The sequence below is a fragment of the Rheinheimera sp. UJ63 genome, from assembly GCF_021568285.1.
In the GTDB taxonomy this organism is placed as follows: Bacteria; Pseudomonadota; Gammaproteobacteria; order Enterobacterales; family Alteromonadaceae; genus Alishewanella; species Alishewanella maricola.
Genome location: NZ_JAKGTQ010000002.1, coordinates 814,541 through 836,225 on the forward strand (window position 1 = coordinate 814,541; position 21,685 = coordinate 836,225).

Annotated in this window: 20 protein-coding genes; 10 read left to right on the plus strand and 10 right to left on the minus strand. The window is 48.0% G+C overall.

The features are described from left to right. Positions 1 to 33: 33 nt before the first annotated feature. Positions 34 to 2,415 carry a phosphoenolpyruvate synthase gene (ppsA, locus tag L1N97_RS09745; RefSeq protein WP_236129654.1) on the minus strand — a complete coding sequence of 794 codons (2,382 nt, stop codon included), beginning with the start codon at positions 2,413 to 2,415 and terminating at the stop codon, positions 34 to 36. Positions 2,416 to 2,548: 133 nt separating this feature from the next. Here ppsA and ppsR point away from each other — a divergent pair, with 133 nt between their 5' ends. Then, positions 2,549 to 3,358, plus strand: a complete 810-nt coding sequence (ppsR, locus tag L1N97_RS09750) for a posphoenolpyruvate synthetase regulatory kinase/phosphorylase PpsR (protein WP_229585625.1) — start codon at positions 2,549 to 2,551, stop codon at positions 3,356 to 3,358. A gap of 168 nt (positions 3,359 to 3,526) precedes the next feature. Here the strand turns inward: ppsR and L1N97_RS09755 are convergent, their stop codons facing one another. Both L1N97_RS09755 and L1N97_RS09760 read right to left on the minus strand, forming a co-directional pair. Beyond that, positions 3,527 to 4,876: a class II 3-deoxy-7-phosphoheptulonate synthase gene (locus L1N97_RS09755; RefSeq protein ID WP_229585624.1), complete on the minus strand. Its 1,350-nt coding sequence runs from the start codon at positions 4,874 to 4,876 to the stop codon at positions 3,527 to 3,529. Positions 4,877 to 5,008: 132 nt separating this feature from the next. Further along, on the minus strand, positions 5,009 to 5,485 hold the full coding sequence (locus L1N97_RS09760) for a low molecular weight protein-tyrosine-phosphatase (RefSeq protein ID WP_236129655.1): 477 nt from the start codon (positions 5,483 to 5,485) through the stop codon (positions 5,009 to 5,011). 65 nt (positions 5,486 to 5,550) lie between these two features. Here L1N97_RS09760 and L1N97_RS09765 point away from each other — a divergent pair, with 65 nt between their 5' ends. From L1N97_RS09765 to L1N97_RS09780, 4 genes are read left to right on the plus strand one after another with little or no spacing between them, the layout of a single operon-like run. Continuing rightward, positions 5,551 to 6,186 carry a response regulator transcription factor gene (locus L1N97_RS09765; RefSeq protein WP_229585622.1) on the plus strand — a complete coding sequence of 212 codons (636 nt, stop codon included), beginning with the start codon at positions 5,551 to 5,553 and terminating at the stop codon, positions 6,184 to 6,186. A gap of 55 nt (positions 6,187 to 6,241) precedes the next feature. Then, positions 6,242 to 7,150, plus strand: coding sequence for an AAA family ATPase (locus L1N97_RS09770; protein WP_236129656.1), 909 nt, complete (start codon positions 6,242 to 6,244; stop codon positions 7,148 to 7,150). Continuing rightward, on the plus strand, positions 7,147 to 8,100 hold the full coding sequence (locus L1N97_RS09775; protein WP_236129657.1) for a DUF58 domain-containing protein: 954 nt from the start codon (positions 7,147 to 7,149) through the stop codon (positions 8,098 to 8,100). The genes L1N97_RS09770 and L1N97_RS09775 overlap by 4 nt, the downstream gene beginning before the upstream one ends. After that, positions 8,094 to 10,055 carry a transglutaminase family protein gene (locus L1N97_RS09780; RefSeq protein ID WP_236129658.1) on the plus strand — a complete coding sequence of 654 codons (1,962 nt, stop codon included), beginning with the start codon at positions 8,094 to 8,096 and terminating at the stop codon, positions 10,053 to 10,055. The genes L1N97_RS09775 and L1N97_RS09780 overlap by 7 nt, the downstream gene beginning before the upstream one ends. Here L1N97_RS09780 and L1N97_RS09785 read toward each other — a convergent pair. From L1N97_RS09785 to htpX, 3 genes are all read right to left on the minus strand, one after another. Then, complete coding sequence (locus tag L1N97_RS09785) at positions 10,047 to 10,292, minus strand: TIGR02647 family protein (protein WP_236129659.1); 246 nt, start codon at positions 10,290 to 10,292, stop codon at positions 10,047 to 10,049. The two genes, L1N97_RS09780 and L1N97_RS09785, sit on opposite strands and share 9 nt — an antisense overlap. Positions 10,293 to 10,381: 89 nt before the next feature. Beyond that, entirely contained in the window at positions 10,382 to 11,461 is a 1,080-nt protein-coding gene (locus L1N97_RS09790; RefSeq protein ID WP_236129718.1) for a pyridoxal-phosphate-dependent aminotransferase family protein, read from the minus strand. 135 nt (positions 11,462 to 11,596) lie between these two features. Next, positions 11,597 to 12,457 (minus strand): protease HtpX, encoded by an 861-nt coding sequence (htpX, locus tag L1N97_RS09795; protein ID WP_226751624.1) that lies wholly within the window; start codon positions 12,455 to 12,457, stop codon positions 11,597 to 11,599. A gap of 137 nt (positions 12,458 to 12,594) precedes the next feature. On the opposite strand from htpX, the gene pepE reads away from it, so the two are divergent. Continuing rightward, positions 12,595 to 13,332 carry a dipeptidase PepE gene (pepE, locus tag L1N97_RS09800; RefSeq protein ID WP_236129660.1) on the plus strand — a complete coding sequence of 246 codons (738 nt, stop codon included), beginning with the start codon at positions 12,595 to 12,597 and terminating at the stop codon, positions 13,330 to 13,332. On the opposite strand, the gene bioD is transcribed toward pepE, so the two are convergent. Genes bioD through bioB form a run of 4 tightly spaced genes read right to left on the minus strand, consistent with a single transcriptional unit; the run spans position 13,329 to position 17,116 of the window. Then, positions 13,329 to 14,033, minus strand: coding sequence for a dethiobiotin synthase (gene bioD / locus L1N97_RS09805; RefSeq protein WP_236129661.1), 705 nt, complete (start codon positions 14,031 to 14,033; stop codon positions 13,329 to 13,331). The two genes, pepE and bioD, sit on opposite strands and share 4 nt — an antisense overlap. 42 nt (positions 14,034 to 14,075) lie before the next feature. Next, a complete protein-coding gene (locus tag L1N97_RS09810; protein ID WP_236129662.1) occupies positions 14,076 to 14,849 on the minus strand; it encodes a methyltransferase domain-containing protein in 774 nt (257 codons plus the stop codon). Continuing rightward, positions 14,843 to 16,009 carry an aminotransferase class I/II-fold pyridoxal phosphate-dependent enzyme gene (locus L1N97_RS09815; protein WP_236129663.1) on the minus strand — a complete coding sequence of 389 codons (1,167 nt, stop codon included), beginning with the start codon at positions 16,007 to 16,009 and terminating at the stop codon, positions 14,843 to 14,845. Before L1N97_RS09815 ends, L1N97_RS09810 begins: the two co-directional genes overlap by 7 nt. A gap of 9 nt (positions 16,010 to 16,018) precedes the next feature. Continuing rightward, complete coding sequence (gene bioB, locus L1N97_RS09820; protein WP_236129664.1) at positions 16,019 to 17,116, minus strand: biotin synthase BioB; 1,098 nt, start codon at positions 17,114 to 17,116, stop codon at positions 16,019 to 16,021. Positions 17,117 to 17,223: 107 nt separating this feature from the next. On the opposite strand from bioB, the gene bioA reads away from it, so the two are divergent. From bioA to asnS, 4 genes are all read left to right on the plus strand, one after another. Then, entirely contained in the window at positions 17,224 to 18,492 is a 1,269-nt protein-coding gene (gene bioA / locus L1N97_RS09825; protein ID WP_236129665.1) for an adenosylmethionine--8-amino-7-oxononanoate transaminase, read from the plus strand. A 97-nt stretch (positions 18,493 to 18,589) separates the two neighbouring features. After that, complete coding sequence (locus tag L1N97_RS09830) at positions 18,590 to 19,447, plus strand: MBL fold metallo-hydrolase (RefSeq protein ID WP_236129666.1); 858 nt, start codon at positions 18,590 to 18,592, stop codon at positions 19,445 to 19,447. Next, on the plus strand, positions 19,444 to 19,971 hold the full coding sequence (locus L1N97_RS09835; RefSeq protein ID WP_236129667.1) for a hypothetical protein: 528 nt from the start codon (positions 19,444 to 19,446) through the stop codon (positions 19,969 to 19,971). Before L1N97_RS09830 ends, L1N97_RS09835 begins: the two co-directional genes overlap by 4 nt. A gap of 232 nt (positions 19,972 to 20,203) precedes the next feature. Next, positions 20,204 to 21,604 (plus strand): asparagine--tRNA ligase, encoded by a 1,401-nt coding sequence (asnS, locus tag L1N97_RS09840; protein WP_229585609.1) that lies wholly within the window; start codon positions 20,204 to 20,206, stop codon positions 21,602 to 21,604. The last annotated feature ends 81 nt before the right edge of the window (positions 21,605 to 21,685 follow it).

Below are 21,685 nucleotides of genomic sequence, written 5' to 3' on the forward strand. Positions count from 1 at the left end.
CTTAGACAAGCATTCAGCAAATTTGCCCGGGTATTAGGCTGGTCTAGCGACTTTATCAGCCAGATATAACCAAGTATCCACAACCGTATCAGGGTTTAATGACACGCTCTCAATACCTTGCTCAACCAGCCAAGCGGCAAAGTCTTCGTGATCAGATGGCCCCTGGCCACAGATCCCGATGTATTTCCCCTTGGCTTTACAGGTTTGAATGGCCATTTCTAACAGCTTTTTGATGGCCGGATTTCGCTCATCAAATAAGTGAGCGATTAAGCCACTGTCGCGATCTAAACCGAGCGTTAGCTGAGTTAAATCGTTTGAACCAATCGAGAAACCATCAAAGTATTCTAAGAAGTCTTCAGCCAGTAACGCATTAGACGGTAATTCACACATCATAATAATGCGCAAACCATTTTCACCGCGTTTCAGGCCATGTGCGGCCAGTAAATCAATTACGCCAGACGCTTCTTCTAAGGTTCTAACAAACGGGATCATCACTTCCACGTTGGTAAAGCCCATGACATTACGCACACGTTTTAGCGCTTCTACTTCCAGTGCAAAGCAAGGCTGAAAATCTTCTGATAAATAGCGGGCGGCACCACGAAAGCCTATCATCGGGTTTTCTTCATGCGGTTCATATTGCTGACCGCCCACCAGATTAGCGTATTCATTCGATTTAAAATCAGACATGCGCACAATGACTTTTTGCGGCGCAAAGGCACAAGCCAAGGTGGCGATACCCTCTGTCAGTTTGGCAACATAAAACTCAACGGGATCGGCATAACCTGCAGTAAGCTCGTCGATGCGCGCTTTTAGCTCTGGCGTTTGCTCAGCATAATGTAATAAGGCTTTAGGATGCACGCCAATCATTTTATTGATAATAAACTCTAAGCGTGCCAAACCAATACCGGCATGGGGTAAACGCGAGAAGGCAAACGCCCGCTCTGGATTACCCACATTCATCATCACTTTCAAAGCCATTTTCGGCATTTGATCAACCTGGCTGGTGATCACGTTAAAATCCAGTTTATCTTGATAAACATAACCGGTATCACCTTCGGCACAAGACACGGTAACCGCCTGGCCATGGGTAATTTTTGCCGTGGCATCACCACACCCCACTACGGCAGGAATACCCAATTCACGGGCAATGATGGCCGCATGACAAGTTCGACCGCCGCGATTCGTCACAATCGCTGAGGCACGCTTCATAATAGGTTCCCAATCTGGATCGGTCATGTCGGTAACCAATACATCCCCGGGTAAGATTTGATCCATTTGCGAAATATCGGCTAGCACCTTAGCGGTTCCCGCACCAATACGATGACCAATCGCCCGACCTTCCACCAATACAGGGCTTTGCTCGACTAACTGATAACGTTCAATGCTATTGGTGTCTTCACGACTTTTCACCGTTTCTGGGCGTGCCTGTACGATATACAATTTGCCATCGATACCATCTTTAGCCCATTCAATATCCATTGGCCGGCCATAATGCTGTTCGATAATTACCGCTTGCTCAGCTAACTGTGCCACTTCGGTATCATTTAGCGAGAAGGTGCGTTGTTGGGCAAGCGGCACATCGGTAATGGTCACTTGTTTACCGTGTCCCTGTTCTGTTGAATACACCATTTGCAGTAATTTGCTGCCAAGTGTGCGTTTCACCACTGCCGGACGCTTAGCCACTAACGTAGGTTTGTGCACATAAAATTCATCGGGGTTCACGGCCCCCTGGACCACCATTTCACCTAAACCGTATGACGAGGTAATAAACACCACATCTTCAAAACCTGATTCGGTATCAATACTGAACATCACACCGGATGACGACAGATCAGAACGCACCATCCGCTGCACACCCGCCGATAACGCCACACCGCGATGGTCATAACCTTGATGCACACGATAAGAGATAGCGCGATCATTAAATAGCGACGCAAACACATGCTTAATGGCCACAATAACGGCATCGTAACCGCGCACATTTAAAAAGGTTTCTTGTTGGCCAGCAAAAGAAGCATCTGGCATATCTTCAGCCGTGGCCGAAGAGCGAACGGCAAAAGACATATCCGCAGCGCTATCTGGGTGTAATTGTTGATAAGCAGCACGTATAGCCTGTTCTAACTCAGGCTGGAACGGCGTATCGATAACCCATTGCCGAATTTGTTTACCGGCTTGCGCTAAAGCCGCGACATCATCCACATCTAAACTGTCTAACAGTTGATAAATGCGCTCATTCACACCACTTTGTTCTAAAAACTGGTTAAAGGCGTAAGCCGTTGTTGCGAATCCTCCTGGCACTTGTACCCCAGCCGAAGCCAAGTTACTGATCATTTCACCTAGAGAAGCATTTTTACCACCTACCCGATCGACATCATGCATGCCGAGGTCTTGATACCAAATGACAAATTCTTGCACCTTTATCTCCAATTTTTGTTGCTGAGCATGTAAGCTTACAGCAGTTGATACAACACAGTGATTTTACACCCGGCTACTGGTTAATTAAAACCTTAATTTTTATGTAAATTTATTACGAAACTTGGAGTTTTTTGTGCGCACAGCTTTTTACGTTTCAGATGGCACCGCCATCACCGCAGAAGTGTTTGGACATGCACTGTTAACGATGTTTCCGGCCGAATTTGCTCACGTGACCATCCCTTTTGTTGAAAATCCGGAGCTCGCGTTGCAGGTCAAAAATCGAATAAATGACTGTTATAAAACAACAGGATTAAAGCCGCTGGTATTTCACACCTTTGTGGATGAAGGTTTAAGGCAGTTAATAAGCGACAGTGACGGGGTCTGTTATGACTTTCTAAATACACTCGTTGAGCCTGTGCAAAAAGAGTTGGGTATGGCACCGGTGCCGAAAACTCACCGGACGCATAGCATGCACGAAAAAACCTACGATTTTCGGATTGATGCTGTCAATTACGCATTGGCCAATGACGATGGTGCCAATATGAAAAACTTTAGCCATGCCGACATTATTTTGGTCGGGGTAAGTCGCTCGGGTAAAACCCCAACCAGCCTGTATTTAGCCTTGCAATACGGCATTAAAGCGGCAAATTACCCCTTTGTCGAAGAAGACATGGCGAAATTGCGCTTACCTGCAGAGTTAGCGGCACATAAAGCCAAATTGTTTGGCCTGACCATCACGGCCGAACGGCTTAGTCAAATTCGACAACAGCGCCGACCTAACTCACGTTATGCTTCGGTACACCAATGTGCGTTGGAATTAAAAGAAGTAGAGCAGTTATACCAGCGAGAGCAGATCCCCTTTATCAATTCCACTCAGCTTTCGATTGAAGAGATCTCAGCAAAGATTATTTCGCGTACCGGCTTAAAACGGCAGAAATATTAGTTTAGCGAAGCATTACAGACTAAGCCTAACCGCGTTTGGGCGCTTTTAACCACGCTAACACGTATCGCGTACCAATAAAAAAGCCTTAAATCGCTATGCAATTTAAGGCTTTTCGCCTGCGTTAACGTGCAACCTAGCTCAGGCGCTAGCGCAGCCTAGCAATCAAGGTTATTTACGCGCCGAGCTGAGCGTATCAGCAATCAAAAAGGCTAATTCCAATACTTGATCAGCATTTAAACGCGGATCACATTGCGTGAAATAACGCTTAGACAGATCGTTTTCACTTAAACCATAAGCGCCACCCGTACATTCCGTCACATGCTCACCGGTCATTTCTAGGTGAATACCCCCGGCATGCGTGCCTTCGGCTTTGTGCACAGCAAAGAAATTGCGAATTTCTTTTAAGATCGCTTCAAAGTCACGGGTTTTATAATCGTTGCTGGCTTTAACCGTATTGCCATGCATCGGATCGGAACTCCAGACCACCTTACGACCTTCTTGTTTCACGCGTCGCACCAAAGCGGGCAGTTTATCGGCTAACTTATCAGCACCCATCCGGGTAATTAACGTTAAACGACCGGCGTTATTTTCTGGGTTTAACGCATCAATCAGACGAATTAAATCGTCCTCTTGCATACCAGGACCAATTTTCACGCCGACCGGGTTATGAATACCTTTGAAAAAGGCTAAATGGGCATGATCGAGTTGCCGTGTCCGTTCACCAATCCACACCATATGCGCTGAGCAGTCATACCACTTACCCGTTAAGGTATCGCGGCGTGTTAAGGCTTCTTCGTAATTCAGTAATAACGCTTCATGCGAAGTGTATAACTGAGTTTCCCGAATCGACGGTGAATTTTGCGCAGTAATGCCACAGGTTTCCATAAAACGCAGCGCTTCTTGGATGCGAGTAGCGACACTTTGGTAGCGCTCTTTTAGCGGATTAGATTCAACAAACCCCATATTCCAACGACTAACCTGATGCAGGTCCGCTAAGCCACCTTGGGCAAAAGCGCGCAGCAAATTAAGCGTTGCCGCAGAATGGTGATAAGCGGTGATTAAGCGGTTGGGATCTGGCTGGCGCGCTTGCTCGGTAAATTCAAAACTGTTGACGATATCACCGCGATAACTCGGTAAGGAAATGCCATTAATGGTTTCCAAGTCACTGGAACGAGGTTTGGCATACTGACCCGCCATCCGCGCAACCTTGACCACCGGCAAACCACCAGCAAAGGTTAATACCACTGCCATTTGCAGTAATACTTTAAACGTATCGCGAATTTTGGGCGCATTAAAGTCATTAAAACTTTCGGCGCAGTCGCCACCTTGCAGTAAAAAGCCATTACCCTCGGCCACTTGGCCGAGTTGGCTATACAAATCCCGCGTTTCTTGTGCAAACACTAACGGTGGGTACTTGTGTAATTGTTGCTCTACTTGCTGCAGTAGTTGCTGATCCTGATAAGTCGGTTGCTGTTGGATCGGCAGTTGTCGCCAGCTTTGTGGCGTCCAGGTGGTCACAATGATATTCCTGTAGATAGATTAAACACCCTGCAAAGTTATAGACTTCTGGACGTAAATTCAATCATAAAAACAGACTTTTTCAGCTGTCGACACGCTAGCTGCTGCATTTACGTACAAGCAGCTAGTCAGTTAAGCCGTTTGCTCACGTTGTAAGCTTTGCACTAATTGCTCACAACCGTCTTCAATCAACTGATAAACCAACTCAAAGCCTTTTTGACCGCCGTAGTAAGGATCAGGTACTTCTGGCCACTTCTTGAAATCGGGATGGTAAGACATAAACAAGGCTAATTTATGTTGTAACTCTTCGGGGCAACGCTGTTTTAGCGAGTGCAGATTGTCGTTATCCATGGCCAAGATCAGATCGTAATCGCTAAAGTCAGTGCTTTTTACTGGCCGCGAACGGATCCCTTTGAAATCATAGCCCGATAAGGCCGCTACTTTCACCGAGCGCGGATCCGGCGGATTACCCGAATGGCTGGCGCTAGTGCCTGCAGATTCCACTTCAATCGCTAATCCCGCCGCATTAAGCTTGTGTCTGAAGATGGCATGAGCCGTTGGAGAGCGGCAAATGTTGCCTAAACATACAAATAACACTTTCTTTGTCATACTTTGCTTTTCAAAATAAGGTCTGTCGTTATATAGTTACCTTAATTGTGTAAAAGGTAAAGATTATGGAAAGGTTTTCACGTCTTGTGCTGCTAACAGACGAGACCACACCGCTGAGTACTTACCGTCATGCCAAAACAGTGGGCATTGACGTAGAGCAATGCTCGGTCAATGCCTTTAACCAATTACATCACTACAAGGGTATTTTAGCTGGCTACCAGTTCAGCTCGGATACGACCGCTAAAAAAGGTTTCTCTGCGCGTTTGCTGAGTATTAGCCGCCAAGTCCCGCTTTTTGTATTTCATGCTGAACGGCAACTGGTCGACCCTAACCGAGCTATTTTTGCCGGCTTACGCGGTGTTATCTACAGCGATGAACAAGCCGAGATGATCAAACGCGCGCTGCAAAGCATGATGGCAGGCCAGCTTTATTATGCCCGCAACGTCATGTCTGATGCCTTAGATGCCCTGTTTCAACTGCGTGAACAATCTAATCGACGCATTAAATTACCTGCGTTGCTGACAGAGCAAGAGCAACGGGTCAGCCGTTTGATCGCCGAAGGTGCGCGTAATAAAGAAATCGCTGAACAGCTCCAAATCAGTGCTAACACCGTAAAGGTACATGTGTCGGCTATTTTTAAGAAGACACACAGTCGTAATCGCACAGAATTAGTGCGTTGGTTACAGGAGCCGCATGAGTAACCCCCTGCTGCACTGCTAGCCTTTCTTTGCATAAACCCATCTTGCCGGAGGTCACTTGCTCGCTGAACTACATCGGGTAGAACAAAACCTGAACCGGGTTATTCTAGGTAAAGCCACACAAATCAGATTAGCCTTATGTTGCCTGTTAGCCGAAGGGCATTTATTGCTCGAAGACTTACCCGGTATGGGCAAAACCACCCTAGCCCATGCCTTAGCGAATGCCGCCGGTTTAAGTTACAAGCGGGTGCAGTTTACCAATGACTTATTACCCGGCGATTTACTTGGTATCAATATTTATGATACCCGGTCAGCACAATTTTACTTTCAAGCGGGCCCGGTATTTAGCCAGGTGTTACTGGCCGACGAAATTAATCGCGCCAGCCCAAAAACCCAAAGTGCTTTACTCGAAGCCATGGAAGAGCGCCAAGTCTCGATAGACGGCGAAACGCGGCCTTTACCGAGTCCTTTCTTTGTTATCGCCACGCAAAACCCGCTGTTTCATGCCGGGACCAGTGCCTTACCCGAGTCGCAACTCGATCGGTTTTTGTTTCGGATCTCTTTAGGTTTTCCAGATAAAGCCGCTGAAAAACAGCTATTACAAGATGAATCGGCAGGCTCACGTTTGCAATTATTAACCGAGCCATTAAGCCCCGAGCAGTTGCGGCACTTGCAATTACAGGTGCCCAAGGTTGCGATTAACGATCCGGTACTTGATTACATTTTAGCGTTGGTGCATGCCAGTCGGCATAGTAAAGAGTTTTTACCCTTATCACCGCGTGCCGCTAAGGCGATTGTCCGCGCCGCTAAAGCAATGGCATTTGTGCAAGGCCGCAGTTTTGTTACCGCGGATGATGTCCAGCAGATCTTCCCTTATATTGCAGAGCATCGGCTCAATCCACAAAGCCTTGCCGGCGAACACCCGTTAAGCCAGCTCTTAATACAGCGCACGCCCTGTCAGTTATGATGTTTAAAGCCAGTAAAGATTGGTTTAAACGTAAATTTGCAGCTTGGTTGGCCAAGCGCCAGCCTGCAGCAACACAGGTTGAACTGACACAAAGTGTCATTTACATTCTGCCCAGTCGTTTTGGTTGGTGGTTTGTGTTTTTGATCGCCTTACTGTATCTGATGGGGACTAATTATCAAAACAACCTGATCCTATTGCTCAGTTTTATGTTGCTTAGCCTATTAATGGTGACGATGTTACTGGCATTTTTAAATATGCATCAGCTAAAACTGAGCGTAAAACAAGATGCGCGCTGTTTTGCGCCAGAGCGCGCTCAGTTACCACTCGGGCTGAGCAGTAAAAGCTGCCAGATGTTGCATATTGGCTTGCGCGGTCAACGACAACGGCAATTAGTTGAATCCTTGAGCCAGCAACAGCGCTTTGCATTAGTATTACCCACACTGAGTCGGGGTTATTATCCACTCCCGCGTTTAGAGCTCAGTAGCACCTTTCCGCTGGGCTTATTTCGCTGCTGGAGCTATCCGGCGCTGACCAGTGCTATTTGGGTTTATCCAGAAGCCATCGAACAACTACACGCCAATACCGAGCGGCTCGCCGAGCAAGCGAGTAAGCAAACCACACCCCATGCCTTACTAGAGCCCGACGACGTCAAAAGCTATCAAGCAGGTGACAGCCCCAAACGCATTTTGTGGCGTAAGCTTGCCAGCGCGCCCGAGCAACCGGTGGTACGAAGTTACGGTGGTGAAGCCAGCCCATTACCGCATTGGATCAAGATCCCGGCATTGCAAGGTGCAGCGCTGGAATCGGTTTTAAGCCATGCCTGCTTTCAATTACTAGCGTTAGAACAACAAGGCCATAGTTATGGCTTGCAAACACAAAGTGTCACTTTAGCCCCGGCAAAAGGTGCACTGCACCTAGAGCGCTGCCTGCAGGAGTTGGCCTTATGCTGATGGCGAACCTGGCCTTACCCCGCTACTGGGCAGTTTATGGCCTGTTATTACAAGTGCTGTTATTTTTGCTCTATCAACCGGCTTTAAGTATTGCCAGTAGCCTGCTATTTGCTTTACTGCTGACCTTTCAGGCTTGGCGGCTTTATCAAAACAAACCGGCACTGAGTAATCGACAAATTAACACGTTGTTAGCTCCGCTGTTATTATTGATGCTGCTACAGGTGCGGCAATTAGGCGTGCTTAATTTAATGCTGCATATTTTACTGCTCGCCGCAGTAGCCCGCAGTTTAACGGTGCAACAACGCGGCCAAGGCTTGCAATTGTTATGGGTGCATTACTTTGCTATTGCCTGCTGTTTTATTTTTTACCAGCAAATGAGCATGGCGATCCTGATTTTTGCGCTGGCGCTGTTAAACCTGTATTTACAGTATCGCTTATTTGCCCCGGCTGAATCGACGCTGCAGCCTAAACGCTTACTCAGTATTTTTGCGCTGAGCTTTCCGCTGTGGTTAGGCATGTTTTTATTATTTCCACGCCTGCCGCCCTTATGGCAATTACCCAATCAAAATATGGCAAGCACCGGTTTAGGCGATGAACTCGACCCCGGCAGTATTGAAAAGCTAGTGCAAAGCGACGCCTTGGCTTTTCGAGTAAGCTTTTTAAATGAACGGCCAGATAAAGCGGATTGGTATTGGCGCGCTAAAGTTTACGAAGATTTCGATGGTCGCCGTTGGCAGGTCAACGCACGCTTTAATTCACGGCAACGCCGAGCTATGGCAACTGAATTACCGGCCTTCTCTGCCAGTGCCCCGTTGGTAAAATATCAAATTTTAGCAGAGAGTAGCTACCAAACCGATCTATTTAGTTTAGGTTTACCGGTGAGTTGGCCAGCTAACCTGGTGGCAAAACCGGCCGCCTTAATGGCCAGCCAAACGCCGCTGACGCAACGCATCAGCTACAGCTTACAAAGCCGTTTACAACCGATCCCCTTAGCCTCACCTGCGGAAAAACAGCTTAATTTGTTACAAGACACCGCGAATCCTCAAGCGCGGGCTTTTGGTGCAGCCTTAGCCACTCAATTTCCAGCACAACCGGATAAAGTGGTGCAAGCACTCAGTGCGTATTTTCAACAAGAGCCGTTTTTTTACACCTTAACGCCACCCCGTCTTGGTCAAAATGCCATCGATCAATTTTTATATGAAACGCGTAGCGGCTTTTGTAGCCATTATGCCTCTGCAACTGCCGTGGTCTTACGTGCCGCCGGTATTCCTGCCCGCGTAGTAGGCGGTTATCTGGGGGGCAACTGGCAAGAAAATCAGCAATACCTGCAAGTGCGGCAGCGCGATGCTCATGCTTGGGTTGAATATTTAACCGCAAGCGGCTGGCAACGGTATGATCCCACTGCGGCTATCGCACCTGAACGCATCCTTGAAGGTATTGAACAAACGCTAAGCGACAATGAACGCGCCTTACTCAGTGGCTGGCAGGATAATTGGCTGGGTCAACTGGCTTTGCAATGGTCACATCTGGATTACGTGTGGTCGGTATGGGTATTGGGTTTTAATCAACAAGATCAAGAACAGTTATGGCAACGTTTACGCCGCTGGGAATATTGGTCTGTGCTGCTGTATTCATTAGGTGCCTTATTGTTGTTAGGCGCCGCAGTTATGCTTCGGCAATGGGTCAGACAACGCGCTGATCACGCTCATCAAGCATGGCGCTGGCTAACGCAAGCACTGGGCACAGCCCCTGCTGCAGGCTGCACTTTATCTAGCTGGTTAACTACGCTAGCAGAGCAAAATCCGGCGCAACAACAAGCTTTAGAGAGATTAAGAAAATTATATGAGGCTGCGGTATTTAATGATGATGCCGCAGCACTGAGGTTACTGCGGCGAGAACTGCGGTTACAGCGCCGCTCGTTACGGCGCTTAGCACGGCAACGTAAATCAGCTTGATTCAGAGGTGCCGAGAATACGTAATGCCGTTTGTAATTGTTCGGCACAATGTATTCCTAAGTCGGTGAGATAGCCGCCATCAGGTTGATTAATCAACCCCTTGCTATACAAGCGGCTGATGGCGGCCAGCATTTGTGGCTCCGCCATCTTATGCGCTTTGATACCTGAATTGACACTGTCGAGATTAAACATCGCTAAAACACGGATTTCATCAATTAATTCAGCGCTAAACTGCATAGTTACATCCTTATTGTTGTTTTATACACCTTAGACTGTCAGCCAAAAAATGCAAGGTAACAATGCGCTAATCTCGACGTCGTCAGGTTTTAATGTAATAACTGCCGTAAGGCATGTAAGCACAATGCGATATTTTCTCGACGCGCCCCAAACCCCATTAAACCAATACGCCAGGCTTTACCCGCTAATTCGCCAAGACCGGCCCCTATTTCTAAGTTAAATTCGTTTAATAGCGTGGCGCGGACCTTCGCATCATCGATACCTTGCGGAATATAAATGGCATTCAGTTGCGGCAACCGATACGGTTCGTCTACCACAAATGCGATACCTAACTGCTCTAAACCCGCCCGTAGTTCTTGATGCATGGCCTGATGGCGTGCCCAAGCATTTTCTAGACCTTCTGCCGCTAACAGGCGCAGTGATTCATGTAAGGCATACAACGCATTCACCGGAGCCGTATGATGGTAAGCGCGTTTAGCGCCGCCACTCCAATAAGCCATCACTAAGCTTTGATCTAAAAACCAGCTTTGTACTGGTGTTGTCCTTGCTTTAATTTTTGCTACTGCCGCCGCTGAAAATGAGATAGGTGAGAGTCCTGGCACACAAGATAAGCATTTTTGACTACCCGAATAAATGGCATCAATGCCCCACTCATCGACCCGTAATTCAACGCCGCCTAAGGATGTCACCGCATCAACGATGGTTAAACAACCGTATTGCTTGGCCAAAGCACACAGTGTTTTGGCATCACTTAGCGCCCCGGTAGAGGTTTCAGCATGCACGAAAGCTAAAAAGCGCGCATCCGGATGATCTTTTAGCAGCGCTTCCACCGCAGCCGGTTGCACCGGCTCGCCCCATTTAAAATCAACCGTGACCGCAATACCGCCACAACGCTCAACATTTTGGCGCATCCGCTCACCAAAGACACCATTGCGACAAACGATAACCTTGTCACCTGCTTCCACCAAATTAACAAAGCAGGCTTCCATACCGGCTGAACCCGGAGCTGAAATGGCCAGCGTCATCTCATTGCGGGTTTGAAACGCATATTGCAATAACTGTTTTAACTCATCCATCATGTTGACAAACAACGGATCTAAATGGCCAATAATTGGTTTGGCCTGAGCGGCTAACACCTGAGGAAGCACATCGGAAGGGCCTGGGCCCATTAAAATACGCCGTGGTGGATTAAAGGCAGGGATCATCGGTGCAGCAAACATAACAGCTCCTTAGCAATAAAATAGTCTTTAGCATAACAAGCTAAACAGAAAAAAAAAGCCCTACAATCGTAGGGCTTGTTAAGCTTAAAATTCGCGGCTGTTACGCAGCGCCGCAATCCGTTTCTCTAAAGGCGGATGGCTTAAAAACAATTCTGATTTTGCTTTTTTACCTGAGATCCCAAAGGCCATTAAACTGCCCTCAAGCTGACTTTCATGATTATTCTGTAAACGCTGCAGCGCTTTAATCATTTTGTTCGGACCCGAGATCCGAGCCGCTCCGGCATCCGCGCGGTATTCGCGTTGACGCGAGAACCACATCACGATAATGCTAGCCAAGATGCCAAACACCATTTCTAACACAATCACGATACCGTAATAAGCAAAGGTACCCATTTGCTGATTGTTATTGCGGATCACCCCAGCAATTAAGCGTGCTAAGAAAATAACAAAGGTATTCACCACACCTTGGATCAAGGTTAAGGTGACCATGTCACCGTTCGCAATATGCGACACTTCATGTGCCAGTACCGCTTCAACTTCATCTTCACTCATACTGCGCATCAGGCCGGTTGAAACCGCAACCAAAGCATTATTACGATTCGCCCCGGTAGCAAAGGCATTCATCTCTGGCGAGTCATAAATGGCCACTTCTGGCATACCAATGCCGGCCGCTTTCGCTTGTTTTGCTACCGTGTTAACTAACCAATGTTCAGTGGCATTGCGGGGTTGCGTAATCACTACCGCACCGGTAGATCGTTTCGCCATCCATTTCGACATTAATAGTGAGATAAAGGAGCCACCAAAACCAAAAATGGCTGCAAACACCAATAAACCACCAATACTGCTAGGATCAATACCCAACGCACTGAATACCACATTGAGCACAATACTTAACACCAGAATAACGGCTAAGTTTGTTGCTAAGAACAACAAGACTCTTTTCATGATTTTTTACCTCATAATGATCACTGCCTAGTAATATATGGGCAAAGACCACAAAATCAATTTAAGGTTTAACAAAGTCACAGAAATATTTCACTTTTTCAGGTAATATTTGCAAAAATGACCTTTCGGACTAGCTTATGAACTTGTTATTACTCAGTAGCTCACGTGCCAATAACAGCGATTATTTGACACCAAACTTAGCCTGGATCAAAACCCATTTGAGCAAAGTGTCGTCAGTACTGTTTATCCCGTATGCCGGCGTGACCATCAGTCACGAACAATATTATCTTAACGTGAAAGCCGCCTTAGCGAGCTTGAATATCCGCGTCGATGCGCTCCATCATCAAGCCGATGTAAAAGCTGCGGTACTTAATGCCGAAGCCATTTTAATCGGCGGTGGTAATACCTTCCAGCTAGTTAACCTCTTGTATAAAAACGATCTTATTAACGCCATCCGGCAACGCGTAACCGAAGGTGTGCCCTATATTGGATGGAGTGCTGGCGCCAATATCGCAGGCGAAACCATCCGCACCACTAATGACATGCCGATTGTCGAACCCCCGTCTTTTGCCACTTTGCATTTTTTAAATGCGCAATTAAACCCGCATTATACCGATGTGGTACCCGCTGATTTTCATGGTGAAACGCGCGATATGCGCCTCGCTGAATTTATGCAGTTAAACCCCAGTGTGCCCATCATCGGCTTACCCGAGGGCACTGCACTTAAGATCACAGACAATCAGATTGTGCAATTAGGTCAAGCCGGAGGCTATTGGTTTTTGGCGGGTACAAAACAAGCGATTGCCGAGAACACTGAGTTAACGGCACAGTTTGCGGCCACGTTAAGTCGGCCCTTATTAAACCACGCAAGTTAAGTTTGCAGCAATTGCTTGGCCGTGGCGTGCGCTAGCTTGCGTGCCACGGCTTGTTGCTCGCTCAATGAGGGCTGAAATGGCACCGTAGCGAGTAACGGCCAAGGTAATCGTGCCGCAAGATCGGCCAGGTTTTGTGCAAGAAATAACATCTCTGGCTGCAGTATATTGGCTACCCAACCTAAAACCTGACAACCACTGCGGGTTAATTCACGTGCGGTCAGTACAGCATGATTTAAACAGCCCAGTTTTACGCCTACCACCAGCAATACCGGCAGTTTTTCTGCTTGCACCCAATCGGCCAGATAGCGATCAGCACTGATCGGTAATAACCAGCCACCCGCGCCTTCGATTAACACGATTGCGGCTCCGCTTTGCTCTAGCTGTTGTCGCTGTGCGGTTAATACCGCTTCTGATAGCGGTTGTTGCAGCTCTGCCGCAGCAAAATGCGGTGCGCATGCTTTGGCAAAACACAATGGATTAAGCTGCGAATAAGGTAACGCGATACCAGAATGCTGCTGTAACAGTAACGCGTCACTGTTGACAAGTTGCCCGGTTTCATTGATTTCTGCGCCAGCCGCTATCGGTTTTGCGCCAACAGTACTTATGCCAAGCGCTTGAAAACCTTGCAGTAATAACGTACTGACAAAGGTTTTCCCCGCATCGGTATCGGTGCCTGTAACAAAAAAGCTGTTTGCGCGCATAGCCTGTGTTCCTAAAACGAAAATAACCGGTGTTGAATGCACTTAAAGCGGTTTAGTCCCGCTAATTTGCACCACATAATAACTGGCGATTAGGGGGATACCGACAGCAGACTGTGGATAAGCGGCACTGACCCGCTGCCAATAACCTTTACCGGTTAAACCGCGCTGTGCTCGATTAGCCAGATGATTCGCCCCCAAGGCTTTTAACTCTTTGGCCAGCGCAAAAATATCAGCGTAAGGCAACTGATAGCAGGTCGTTTGTATTGAGCAGGCTAACGCCACGCTTGAGATGGCGTGCTGTAAATCACCTAGGCTTAAAAAAGCATGGATATGCGGCAGCTCGTCAACGGCGGCAAAGGCTTGTGCCATTTCATTCAGGGTACCCTCGATTAAGGTGGTGATCACAAATTGCCCGCCAGGGCGAAGCACCCGAGCCATTTCAGCAAACACCTGTTGCGGCGCGGGGCACCATTGCAGCATCAGGCTCGAAAACACCTGATCAACACTGGCCGTTGGCAGTGGCAAGGCCGCGGCATCGGCTTGCAAATAATGGATCGGTAATTGCTGAGCTTGCGCCTGAGCTAACATACCGCGACTTAAATCTACCGCGGTAATTTTTTGAGCCAGTGATAATAGCTCTGGGTGTAACCAACCAGGACCACAACCGATATCCAGTAAATGCCCCAGCGGTTTGCCAAAAGACAATAATTGCGCCAATGCCGCCTGCGCAACTTGCCGTTGCAAACGCGCTGCACCGACATAACTACCAGCGGCTTTACTAAAACAACTGGCCACCTGTAGCGGCTGCGCTAACATGCTAACGCCTGCTTTAACATCTTGATTAAAAACTGAATATCTTCGGCTTGATGTGACGCGCTAAGCGTCACGCGTAACCGAGCGCTGCCGGCGGGCACCGTCGGTTGCCGTATGGCCGTGAGCCAAATACCTAATTGTTTCAATTGCTGACTTAGGGAAACAGCGCGCTCGCTGCTACCCAGCATAATGGCTTGGATTGCCCCCGTTGCGGGTAAACAGGGTAAATCGGCCTCTGCTGCTAAGCTGCGGAATAATTGAATATTGTCCTGTAATTTATCCCGGCGCCATTGTTCGGTTTGTACCAACTCAATGCTTTGGCTTACCGCTGCACATAAGGCTGGTGACAAGGCCGTGCTGTAAATATAATGTCGTGCAAACTGTTCAATGTAGTCGATAACCGTTTTGCTTCCCGCCAAAAAAGCCCCTCCCACGCCAAGCGCTTTTCCAAAGTTAGCCATGTAGCAATACAGCTGTTGCGAAGCTAAACCCTGTGCCTGCCAACTGCCGCGGCCTTGCTCACCAAGTACCCCTAAGCCATGTGCATCGTCTAGCAGCAGAGCCGCTTGCCGTTGCTGGCAGAGTGCGGATAACGCCGCAAGATCGGGGCTATCACCATCCATACTAAAGACGCCTTCCGTGACCACGAGACTGTGATTTTCAGCGTCTGGCGTTTCTGGTAACAGGCGGGCTAAGGCGTTTAAATCATTATGGGCAAAACGGCGAAAACGCCCTTTATGTGCCAGGGCCGCATCAATTAATGAGGCATGACTTAGCTTGTCTAACAGCAAGAGATCGTTACTGGCCACCAAGCTTTGTAACATGGCTTGATTGGCGGCAAAACCCGAGCTAAATAACAGCACACGCTCAAAACCGAGCCATGCGGCAAGTTGCGCTGAGAGCTGCTGATGAATGTGATGATAGCCAGTGACTAACGGCGAGCCGGTACTGCCGGCACCATAGCGCTCAGCGCCGGCGGCATAACTGGCTTTTACTTTACTTGAATTCGCTAAGCCTAAATAATCATTGGCAGAAAAGTTTAAATAACATTGGCCACCGACTTCTAAATAGCGGCCTTTATAATCGGCTATTACTTGGCTTTGCCGCAGTAAACCTTCGCTGCGGCGTTGATGTAAAGCATGCTCTAACTGACTCAGGTGCATTCGCCACTCCTAGCCAGCGGCGTGATATAACGGTGGGTTCTGCTGCTCTTTAATCGCATCCGCTAATGCGAGTTCATGCGCTTCATCTGAAACATCATGCTGCTGCGCTGAGTTGATACCTAACTTAGCAAATAGCTGCATGTCCGCATCCGCTTCTGGGTTTTCAGTGGTCAGTAATTTATCGCCATAAAAAATCGAGTTGGCACCTGCAAAGAAACATAATGCCTGCATCTGCTCATTCATCCGCGAGCGCCCCGCCGATAAACGTACATGACTTTGCGGTAACATAATACGTGCCACTGCAATGGTGCGAATAAAATCGAAAGCGTCTAAATCATCAACGTTTTCCAGCGGTGTACCTTTTACTTTTACCAACATATTAATTGGCACACTTTGCGGATGCTCAGGTAAGTTAGCCAGTTGCATTAATAGCGCTGAGCGATCATTGGCGGTTTCCCCCATACCCACAATGCCGCCACAACACACTTTCATCCCGGCATCACGCACATGCGTTAAGGTATCCAGCCGGTCTTGATAAGTGCGGGTCGTAATAATTTCACCGTAAAATTCTGGCGAGGTATCGAGGTTATGGTTGTAGTAATCTAAACCTGCGGACGCTAAGGTTTGAGCTTGCTCGGCTTCTAACATACCCAGTGTCATACAGGTTTCAAGCCCCATGGCTTTAACGCCACGCACCATTTCAATAATGTAAGGCATATCGCGTTGCTTAGGGTTACTCCAAGCCGCGCCCATGCAAAAACGGCTAGCGCCTTTTTGCTTAGCCGCTTGTGCTTGCTGTAACACTTTTTCTACTTCGATTAAGCGCTCGCGCTCTAAACCGGTATTGTAATGGCCGCTTTGTGGGCAATATTTACAATCTTCGGCGCAAGCTCCCGTTTTAATGGATAACAGCGTGCTGATTTGCACTTCATTCGGTTTAAAATGAGCTCGATGCACGGTTTGTGCTTGAAACAATAAGTCATTAAAGGGTAATGCATACAGTGCATTGACCTCGGCCAGTGACCAATTATGCCGCACCGGCGCAGCGGCTTGAGCGGTAAAAGCGGATGTATCTTGTGGTGATGGAGCTGCGGTATTCGCCTGCATAATAGGTCCCTGCGAGATTTGTGATCACGGTTTTTTTCGGCTAGTCTAGCGCTAGCGGCCAGCTTGTCAACGCTGACCACCCTAAAAACTTTACTAATGATTATTTTATGAGCACTGATTTGGCTTTTGATCGGCAACATATTTGGCATCCCTATACGTCTATGCTAAACCCATTGCCTGTTTATCCTGTTGCAGCGGCTGAGGGCTGTACACTCATTTTAGAAGATGGCCGTCGCTTAATTGATGGCACTGCGTCTTGGTGGTCGGCAGTACATGGTTATAATCATCCCGTATTAAATGCCGCCGTTACCGAGCAACTCGCCAAGATGGCCCACGTGATGTTTGGCGGCATTACGCATGCCCCCGCCGTGCAGTTGTGTCAGCAATTGCTCAGCATGGTACCCGCGCCCTTAAGCAAGGTATTTTTAGCGGATAGTGGTTCAATTGCCGTTGAAGTGGCGATAAAAATGGCCCTGCAATACTGGCAAGCCAGTGACACGCCGCAGAAAACCAAGTTAATCAGCTTACGTAAGGGCTATCATGGTGATACGTTTGCGGCGATGGCGGTATGCGATCCTACCGATAGCATGCACAGCATGTTCAGTGAGCTATTGCCACAACACTTCTTTTTGCCGGCACCCGCGTGCCCGTTTGATCAGCCATTTTCTGCAGAGTGCATGGCACCGCTCGAGGCGCTGCTTGCCGCTGAACACCAACACATTGCCGCATTAATTCTTGAGCCGATTGTACAAGGCTATGGCGGTATGCGCTTTTATCATCCGGAGTATTTACGCCGGGCTCGCGCGCTGTGTAATCAGTATAAGGTGTTATTCATTGCCGATGAGATTGCCACGGGCTTTGGCCGTACCGGCAAATTATTTGCTTGTGAGCATGCGGACATCGCACCCGATATTATGTGTGTAGGCAAAGCACTCAGCGGTGGTTATTTAACCTTGGCCGCGACACTGTGCACAGATGAAGTAGCACGGGGTATTAGCCAAAGTGCAGCGGGTGGCTTAATGCATGGCCCCACCTTTATGGCGAATCCGCTGGCCTGTGCGGTCGCACTCGCCAGCTTAAAACTGATTGCGCAAAACCACTGGCAGCAGCAAGTTGCGGCCATAGCGCAGCAATTAAGCACAGAGCTTGCAGCAGCTAAACACTTTGCTAAAGTAAAAGAGGTACGGGTGTTAGGCGCCATTGGCGTATTTGAAATGCATCAGCCGGTTGATGTTGCGCTGTTACAGGCACAGTTTGTCGAGCTAGGCGTCTGGATCCGGCCGTTTAACCATTTGATTTACGTGATGCCGCCTTTTACCATTACCACGCATGAACTGAGTAAACTAACGGCAGCGATGCTCACGGTAGCCGCTTAAGGCGGCTGTACAAAAATAAATACGCTACATCGAACCAGATGCGTTAGTCTAGCGTAAACACAACATAAAGTTGTCTTCCCTATAGCAGGAGTGTTGTATGAAGTTGCGTACCCTAGTCACCGCGGTCAGTTTATTAGTCACTAGCCAATTCGCTTTCGCTGATCGTTTTGCTGATGTTCAAATTAATTCAGCAACCCTAGCAAAAGATATCTACATGTTAACCGGAGCCGGTGGCAATATGGCGGCAGTGACCACAGCCGATTCGGTGCTGTTAATTGACAGTCAGTATGTTGAGCTGGCAGATAAAATTCGTGCCAAGCTAAAAACCCTCAGCCCAGGTGAGCTCACTACCCTGATTAACACCCACATGCACGGCGATCATGTCGGTGGTAATGCAGCCTTAGCCGCTAATGCCGATATTATTGCGCATGTGAATGTACTCACGCGGCTACGCAATGACAGTAACTTTAACCCTGCGGGCTTACCTAAAACGACCTTTGATAAAGTGTTAAACATCAAACATGGTCACATTGAGTTGATGCTAGAACCCATGCCTGCCAGTCACACTGATGGCGATATCCTGGTCTGGTTCCCACAGTTTAACATCGTACATATGGGCGATTTAATGTTTCAAGGTCGTTTCCCGTACATCGATTTTGGTAATGGCGGCAATGTGCAGCAGTACATTGAAAACACCCGTTATGTGCTACAACGTATTGATGACAACACCCAAGTCATCCCTGGTCATGGTGATTTAACTAACAAAGCCGGTTTAGCTAAAGAACTGAAGATGATGGAGCAAACCATGGCACAAGTTGTGGCTTGGCGTGCTGAAGGACTCACCGAGCAACAAATGATCGATCGGGGGTTAGGCGAGCAGTTTAATGCGTGGCATTGGAATTTTATTACTGAAGCGCGCTGGATTAAAACGCTGTATCAGGCAACCCAACCTTGAGAACCGCAGCGCTGACTTGGCTTCTATTCGCTATCGGCTTAGCTGCCGGTAGCGCTTTAGCACAACAGCAGCAAAGCCCCTTACCCGGCGATCCGCTGAGCTATTTAGTCGCTGAGATCGCCAGTTATGATAACAATCAACTGACACTCTCTGATGGCACAGTTTGGCGCGTCACCGCCACACAATTTGGTTTGGCGGGTACGCCGGTACTGATTAGCGGCCGTAATTTAAAAACAGGCAGTAACGAGCTGTTTATTGCCGGTTTTACCTTTCAAGCGCGTTATCAAAGCGGCGAATTACAAGAGCGTAAAGGCACAAAACTGACCCTGATCAGCTCGCAGGCCGACGGGAAACGTTTGCGTTTAACCGATACCTTGCAAGCTTTCGTGGTGGATAAAGATCGCCGTTACAGCCGTCATTGGGCTGTCGGACAAACAGTGATTTTAGACAGCAGCGGTCAACAGCTTTTAGCCTTACCTTCGTTGGAACAAGCGCAAGTACAATTAGCCGGCATTTATCAATAAACACGGCGGTTAAGCTGTTTCGCGCTGTTTTTCTGCAACCGCTACATAGCACTCAATAACCATTCGATCGCTGTGCCGTGATTGGCCGCAAAACGGCTGTGCTTATTGATCGCAAGACTTTTTGGTTACAGCGCCACTTTTTGCTTGTTTTCAGCCACTAGCAAAGTATCATTGCTGTTTTTATCATTAGAGGCTTAGCCCTCGCCCCATTGCACCTTCGGGAGTTGTTTGCATGACGCATGCCGTAATAAAAGACGTTTTGGCCGGTCACTATTCGATTGGCGATAAAGTAACTGTAAAAGGTTGGATCAGAACCCGCCGCGATTCGAAAGCTGGCATTTCCTTTTTAGCTGTGCACGATGGCAGTTGTTTCGATGCCGTTCAGGCGGTAGTGCCCGCAGAATTAACCAATTATGAAGCGGAAGTTAAACGCTTAACGACATCATGTTCAGTTATTGTGTCTGGCGTTATTGCTCGTTCTGAAGGTCAAGGCCAAGCGTTTGAAATTCAAGCAGATCACGTTGAAGTCGTCGGCTGGGTAGAGAATCCAGACACCTACCCGATGGCCCCCAAACGCCACAGTATGGAATATCTGCGCGAGCATGCTCACTTGCGGGCTCGCACTAATATCATGGGCGCGGTAACTCGCGTTCGTCACTGTTTAGCACAAGCTATCCATCGGTTTTTCCATGAACAAGGCTATTTTTGGATCAGTACGCCGTTGATCACCGGCTCTGACACCGAAGGCGCCGGCGAAATGTTTCGGGTCAGCACCTTAGATTTACAGAACTTGCCGCGTGATGACAAAGGCGCTATTGATTTTAGTAAAGATTTCTTTGGTAAAGAAACTTACCTGACCGTATCCGGCCAATTAAACGGCGAAACTTACGCCTGTGCTATGTCAAAAATCTACACCTTTGGCCCAACCTTCCGCGCTGAAAATTCTAACACCAGTCGGCATTTGGCTGAGTTTTGGATGATTGAACCCGAAGTAGCGTTTGCCGAATTAAAAGACATTGCCCAACTGGCTGAAGATTTACTGAAATACGTGTTAAAAGCCGTATTAACCGAACGTGCTGATGATATGGCCTTCTTTGCTGAGCGTATCGATCCTAAAGCCATTGAGCGTTTAGAACAGGTGGTTAACTCTCATTTCGTGCGAATGGATTACACCGACGCCATTGAGATCTTAAAAACCTGTGGCAAGAAATTTGAATACCCTGTCGAATGGGGTGTCGATTTACAGTCAGAGCATGAGCGTTACCTTGCAGAAGAGCATATTGGTGCCCCCATCATTATGCAAAACTACCCGAAAGACATTAAAGCCTTCTATATGCGTTTAAATGCCGATGGTAAAACCGTCGCCGCGATGGACGTATTAGCCCCGGGTATTGGTGAAATTATCGGTGGTAGCCAACGTGAAGAGCGTTTAGAGCAGTTTGATGCACGCTTAGCTGAAATGGGCTTAAACAAAGAAGATTATGGCTGGTATCGCGATTTACGTCGTTATGGCACCGTGCCGCACTCAGGCTTTGGGTTGGGTTTTGAACGTTTAGTCTCTTATGTTACCGGTGTCGGTAACGTGCGTGATGTGATTGCCTTCCCGCGCACGCCAGGTAACGCCGAGTTTTAATTAAAACGAACGAGCCGTAATGTGTTTAATACGCAACGCGGCAACGAGTGATACCTTTCAGTTCTGCTTAAAAAAGGCCAG

Excerpts from the sequence above, each read along its gene's own strand:
- L1N97_RS09760 (WP_236129655.1), bottom strand. The coding sequence starts at position 5,485 with ATGACAAAGAAAGTGTTATTTGTATGTTTAGGCAACATTTGCCGCTCT.
- L1N97_RS09765 (WP_229585622.1), top strand. The coding sequence starts at position 5,551 with ATGGAAAGGTTTTCACGTCTTGTGCTGCTAACAGACGAGACCACACCG.
- L1N97_RS09775 (WP_236129657.1), top strand. The coding sequence starts at position 7,147 with ATGATGTTTAAAGCCAGTAAAGATTGGTTTAAACGTAAATTTGCAGCT.
- L1N97_RS09780 (WP_236129658.1), top strand. The coding sequence starts at position 8,094 with ATGCTGATGGCGAACCTGGCCTTACCCCGCTACTGGGCAGTTTATGGC.
- L1N97_RS09785 (WP_236129659.1), bottom strand. The coding sequence starts at position 10,292 with ATGCAGTTTAGCGCTGAATTAATTGATGAAATCCGTGTTTTAGCGATG.
- L1N97_RS09790 (WP_236129718.1), bottom strand. The coding sequence starts at position 11,461 with ATGGGCCCAGGCCCTTCCGATGTGCTTCCTCAGGTGTTAGCCGCTCAG.
- htpX (WP_226751624.1), bottom strand. The coding sequence starts at position 12,457 with ATGAAAAGAGTCTTGTTGTTCTTAGCAACAAACTTAGCCGTTATTCTG.
- pepE (WP_236129660.1), top strand. The coding sequence starts at position 12,595 with ATGAACTTGTTATTACTCAGTAGCTCACGTGCCAATAACAGCGATTAT.
- bioD (WP_236129661.1), bottom strand. The coding sequence starts at position 14,033 with ATGCGCGCAAACAGCTTTTTTGTTACAGGCACCGATACCGATGCGGGG.
- L1N97_RS09810 (WP_236129662.1), bottom strand. The coding sequence starts at position 14,849 with ATGTTAGCGCAGCCGCTACAGGTGGCCAGTTGTTTTAGTAAAGCCGCT.
- L1N97_RS09815 (WP_236129663.1), bottom strand. The coding sequence starts at position 16,009 with ATGCACCTGAGTCAGTTAGAGCATGCTTTACATCAACGCCGCAGCGAA.
- bioB (WP_236129664.1), bottom strand. The coding sequence starts at position 17,116 with ATGCAGGCGAATACCGCAGCTCCATCACCACAAGATACATCCGCTTTT.
- bioA (WP_236129665.1), top strand. The coding sequence starts at position 17,224 with ATGAGCACTGATTTGGCTTTTGATCGGCAACATATTTGGCATCCCTAT.
- L1N97_RS09830 (WP_236129666.1), top strand. The coding sequence starts at position 18,590 with ATGAAGTTGCGTACCCTAGTCACCGCGGTCAGTTTATTAGTCACTAGC.
- asnS (WP_229585609.1), top strand. The coding sequence starts at position 20,204 with ATGACGCATGCCGTAATAAAAGACGTTTTGGCCGGTCACTATTCGATT.